This window comes from Alkalimonas sp. (genome assembly GCF_020831925.1).
Taxonomy (GTDB): Bacteria; Pseudomonadota; Gammaproteobacteria; order Enterobacterales; family Alteromonadaceae; genus Alkalimonas.
In genome coordinates, this window is sequence record NZ_JAFIFQ010000097.1 from 1 (window position 1) to 4,551 (window position 4,551).

4 protein-coding genes are annotated in these 4,551 nt (G+C 54.6%); all 4 read left to right on the forward strand.

Annotation, left to right across the window (positions count from 1 at the left end; translation table 11 throughout):
* Positions 1–4 precede the first annotated feature (4 nt).
* Positions 5–685 carry a GMP/IMP nucleotidase gene (yrfG, locus tag JJU14_RS16040; protein ID WP_228614733.1) on the forward strand — a complete coding sequence of 227 codons (681 nt, stop codon included), beginning with the start codon at positions 5–7 and terminating at the stop codon, positions 683–685.
* 84 nt (positions 686–769) lie between these two features.
* A complete protein-coding gene (locus JJU14_RS16045; RefSeq protein ID WP_228614730.1) occupies positions 770–2,455 on the forward strand; it encodes a M28 family metallopeptidase in 1,686 nt (561 codons plus the stop codon).
* A gap of 169 nt (positions 2,456–2,624) precedes the next feature.
* Positions 2,625–3,743 (forward strand): S-(hydroxymethyl)glutathione dehydrogenase/class III alcohol dehydrogenase, encoded by a 1,119-nt coding sequence (locus JJU14_RS16050; protein ID WP_228614731.1) that lies wholly within the window; start codon positions 2,625–2,627, stop codon positions 3,741–3,743.
* An 18-nt stretch (positions 3,744–3,761) separates the two neighbouring features.
* The coding region (fghA, locus tag JJU14_RS16055; protein ID WP_228614732.1) for an S-formylglutathione hydrolase at positions 3,762–4,551 on the forward strand (790 nt) is incomplete at its 3' end.

Here is a 4,551-nt window from a genome sequence, read left to right on the forward strand (position 1 = left end):
AACGATGCTGAACTGGGATCAAATTGATACCGTCTTGCTGGATATGGATGGCACCTTGCTGGATTTGCACTTTGACAACTACTTCTGGCTGGAGCATCTGCCACGGCGCTGGGCCGAACTGACCAACCGCAGTGTCGAACAAGCCAAGGCCGAATTGCTGGCCGAATACGCCGAGCTGACCGGCAAGCTGGAGTGGTATTGCCTAGACTACTGGGGCAAACGGCTGCAATTGCCCATCACCGAGTTAAAACGCGAAGTGATGGATAAAATCCGCATGCGCGATGATGTACCGGCGTTTTTATCGGCTTTAAAAGACAGCGGTCGTCACATTGTACTTGTAACCAATGCGCACCCGGATAGTTTGTCACTGAAAATTGAGCGCACCGACTTAGCCAAGTACATCGAGCAGCTGATTTCCACCCACGAATTTGGCGTGACCAAAGAAAGCTGGGCTTTATGGCAAAAGCTGCAGGATAGGCTGGGTTTTGACCCTGAGCGTACCTTGTTCGTCGATGACAGCCTGCCCATTTTGCAGGCAGCTCAGGAGTTTGGCATTCGCCACTTGCTGGCGGTCGCCAACCCAGACAGCCAACAAGCTCTGCGAACGATTGAACAGTACCCGGCCATCAGTGATTACCATCAGTTGTTGGCGGCCATTGTCGCCACACCACGTCATCAGGCGTAACTGCTTGGCGATTGACCGATTCTGGCTGGTCTTTGGCCGCTGGGCCAGGTTATAAACCGCTCATTACCCACACAGGTTTTTGTTATGAAATATCTTAGTATGATGGCTGCGGCCTCAGTATTGTTGATTGGCTGCAGCTCGCTTTCAACCGTTAAGCAGCTTGAACCGCAAGCCAGTGCCGCTGCCATTGAAGGCCATATGCTGTTTCTGGCCTCAGACGAATTGGAAGGCCGGGATACCGGCAGCCGTGGCCATGAAATTGCGTCTTTGTACATCGCCACCCAACTGCAAGCCCTGGGGCTTGAGCCAGCTGGCGATAACGGCACTTTCTTCCAGCGGGTACCGCTACGTAGCAGCCGCTTGGTGCCCAATAGTGCCCGCATGGTGCTGCACACTGCCAACGGGGATCAGGAGCTGGCCTACCCGAAAGCCTTTTTCAGTGGTGCCGATCCGGTGGCGACCGAGTCCAGCATCACAGCGCCTCTGGTGTTTGTCGGTTATGGCCTGATCTCGGACGAGTTTGGCATCAACGATTACCAGGGCCTGGATCTGGACGGTAAAATCGCCGTCATGCTGCCGGGTCTGCCGGAGCATATCCCCAGCGAAGAAGCCGCCCATTTAGGCCGTGAGCGTAGCCGCTTTGCTGCCGAGCAAGGTGCTGTGGGTATCATTACCATTCATACGCCGCAGCGTGAGGCGGTGCGCCCATACGCCAACAGTATCCTGTATCTGAATACCCCTTCAATGCGCTGGCTGGATAGCGACGGCCAACCTGGTGGTGTGCAGCGCCAGCTGCGCGGTGGCGCTTATGTGCACCATGAAGCCGCTGAAGCTTTGTTTGCCGAAGCCACAACGCCACTCAATGCCATTTTTGCCATGCTGGATGACAAGGAAATGCCACAAGGCTTTGCGCTGAATATCAGCGCTACCTTAAGCCGCAAGTCCAGCCACGAAGACATCAGCAGCCCCAATGTAGTAGCGGTCTTGCCAGGCTCAGATCCCAGCCTGCGTCATGAATACGTGGTGCTGACCGCGCATTCTGATCACATTGGTATGATTCAGGATGTACGCAGCGACAACCGGGTCAATAACGGTGCCATGGACAATGCCGCCGGGGTGGCTATTTTGCTGGAAACTGCCCGTATGTTCACCGAGCTACCGCAAGCACCGAAGCGCTCTATTTTGTTTTTGGTGGTCACCGGCGAAGAGAAGGGCCTGCTGGGTGCTGATTACTATGCGCACAACCCAACAAGGCCGATTGAGAACCTGATTGCCAACGTCAATATGGACATGCCGGTGTTGCTGTATCCGTTTGCCGATCTGATTGCCTTTGGTGCCAATCACTCCTCACTCGGCCCTGTGGTCGAGCGCGCCGCCGCTCGTGAAGGCATTCGTCTAAGCCCGGACCCGATGCCAGAGCAAGCGATTTTTACCCGCTCCGATCACTACACGCTAGTGCGTCAGGGCATACCAGCGGTGTTTCTAATGACTGGCTTTGAGTCGCAGGACCCAGCGCAAGACGCAGCTGCTATCTGGGGTAGCTTCTTTAGTAAGCATTACCACAAACCCACCGACTCCATTGCCGATTTAACCCGTGAATATGGTGCCATTCGCTACGACTTTGGCGCTATTTTTACCCAAATCAACTTTAATATCGCAGTGGATTTGGCCAACGACCCGCAGCGCCCTTACTGGCTCAAGCAAAGCTATTTCCACGATGTGATTGGCCAGCCGCATACGCAACAAGCGGTGCTGGAAGCAGCCAACTAATTGGCATCAAACAGCAGCTGCTGATGTAAACCATCGATCGGCAGCTGTGCCAGCCCCCCTGAATTTCTGGCTGACATCCAGCAATGCACTATGCTTGTCAACAAACCATAAGCTTATCAATAAACCATAAGCGCTTCTAAAAAAATAAAAGCAACCACAGGAACAGACTATGCAACCCATTAAAACCCGCGCAGCGGTGGCTTGGGGCCCAGGCCAGCCGTTATCGATTGAAGAAGTTGACCTGATGCCGCCCCAACAAGGCGAAGTGCTGGTGCGTATTATCGCGACCGGCGTTTGTCATACCGATGCCTATACCCTGTCCGGTGATGATCCTGAAGGCATTTTCCCGGTGATTTTAGGCCATGAGGGCGGCGGCATTGTTGAAGCCGTGGGCGAAGGCGTCACTTCGGTGGCAGTCGGTGACCATGTGATCCCGCTGTATACCCCAGAATGTGGCAAGTGCAAGTTCTGTTTATCCGGCAAAACCAATTTATGCCAGGCCATCCGGGCCACTCAGGGCCAGGGCCTGATGCCGGATGGCACCAGCCGTTTTTCTAAAGATGGGAAGCCGATTTACCATTACATGGGCACCTCGACTTTTTCCGAGTACACCGTGCTGCCGGAAATCTCACTGGCCAAAATCAACAAAAGTGCACCGCTGGAAAAAGTCTGTTTGCTAGGCTGTGGTGTCACCACCGGCATGGGCGCAGTGATGAATACCGCCAAAGTACAACCAGGCGATACCGTGGCCGTATTTGGCCTGGGAGGCATTGGTTTGTCGGCCATTATTGGCGCTGTCATGGCCAAAGCAAGCCGTATCATCGCCATCGACATCAATGAAAGCAAGTTCCCGATTGCCAAGCAGCTGGGCGCGACCGATGTGGTCAATCCTAAAGCGTACGATAAACCCATTCAGGAGGTGATCGTCGAGATGACCGATGGTGGGGTGGACTTCTCCTTTGAATGCATCGGCAATGTGCAGGTGATGCGCTCGGCGCTGGAGTGCTGCCACAAAGGCTGGGGCGAGTCGGTGATTATAGGCGTTGCCGGTGCCGGCCAGGAAATTTCCACCCGCCCTTTCCAACTGGTCACCGGCCGGGTCTGGCGCGGCACTGCTTTTGGTGGTGTCAAAGGCCGCTCCGAGCTACCGGATTACGTTGAGCGCTATCTGGCGGGTGAATTTGAACTGGATACCTTTATCACCCATACCCTGCCGCTGGAGCGGATCAACGAAGCCTTTGATTTAATGCACGAAGGCAAGTCGATTCGTACCGTGATCCATTTTTGAGGAAACAAGGAGACAAGGATGCAAGCCTTAGAGAAAATCAGCGATCAGCGGTTATTTGGCGGTCGCCAGATGCGTTTTGCCCACGACTCCAAGGTGCTCAGTTGCCGCATGCAGTTTTCCGTCTATCTGCCACCGCAAACGGCGCAACAAGACGTACCAGCTCTGTATTGGTTGTCGGGCCTGACCTGCACCGATGAGAACTTCTCGGCCAAAGCCGGTGCTCAACGAATTGCTGCTGAGCTTGGCATCGCGCTGGTGATCCCGGATACCAGCCCGCGCGGTGAGCAGGTGCCGGATGATCCTGAAGGAGCCTATGATTTTGGTCTGGGTGCTGGTTTTTACGTGAATGCGACAGAAGCACCTTTTGCCAAGCACTACCAGATGTACGATTACATCAGCAAAGAGCTACCGGCGCTGGTGGAAGCTGAATTGCCATTGAGTACCAGGCGGTCAATTTCCGGCCACTCCATGGGCGGCCACGGCGCCCTGGTGATGGCGCTGAGGGAGAGCGGTCGTTATTGCTCGGTATCGGCCTTTGCCCCTATCAGCAACCCAATCAACTGCCCCTGGGGCCGCAAGGCACTGGCCGGTTATCTTGGCAAGGATGAAAGCAGCTGGCAAAGCTATGATGCTTCTGTGCTGTTAGCACAACACAAAACTGCGCTGCCTATTCTGGTGGATCAGGGCGATGCCGATCAATTTCTGGCCGAGCAATTAAAGCCGGAAGCATTGCTTGCTGCCAGCACCATCAGTGGCTCTGACATCGAGCTGCGTATTCAGCCGGGCTATGATCACAGCTACTACTTTA

What these genes read in the sequence shown, in the direction of transcription:
- yrfG (WP_228614733.1), top strand. Translation starts at nt 5, where the DNA reads ATGCTGAACTGGGATCAAATTGATACCGTCTTGCTGGATATGGATGGC.
- JJU14_RS16045 (WP_228614730.1), top strand. Translation starts at nt 770, where the DNA reads ATGAAATATCTTAGTATGATGGCTGCGGCCTCAGTATTGTTGATTGGC.
- JJU14_RS16050 (WP_228614731.1), top strand. Translation starts at nt 2,625, where the DNA reads ATGCAACCCATTAAAACCCGCGCAGCGGTGGCTTGGGGCCCAGGCCAG.